The 233-nt window shown below is 48.5% G+C and carries 1 tRNA gene and 1 rRNA gene; both read left to right on the top strand.

Features of this window, described 5'->3' with window-relative positions:
- Positions 1-81, top strand: a 16S ribosomal RNA gene (locus tag ACSIPU_RS31460); the annotation flags it as partial.
- A gap of 72 nt (positions 82-153) precedes the next feature.
- Positions 154-230: transfer RNA gene (locus ACSIPU_RS31455), tRNA-Ile, on the top strand.
- Positions 231-233: the final 3 nt, after the last annotated feature.

Here is a 233-nt window from a genome sequence, read left to right as displayed (position 1 = left end):
CTTACCACTTTGTGATTCATGACTGGGGTGAAGTCGTAACAAGGTAACCGTAGGGGAACCTGCGGTTGGATCACCTCCTTACCTGAAAGAACCTGCCTTTGTAGTGCTCACACAGATTGTCTGATGAAAAATAAGCAGTAAGAAAATCTCTGCAGGCTTGTAGCTCAGGTGGTTAGAGCGCACCCCTGATAAGGGTGAGGTCGGTGGTTCAAGTCCACTCAGGCCTACCAAAT

It is taken from the genome of Klebsiella sp. HN106, from assembly GCF_051209435.1.
Taxonomy (GTDB): Bacteria; Pseudomonadota; Gammaproteobacteria; order Enterobacterales; family Enterobacteriaceae; genus Klebsiella; species Klebsiella oxytoca.
Note: the sequence above shows the minus strand (reverse complement) of the source record. Positions and strands in the feature narration are given on the sequence as shown.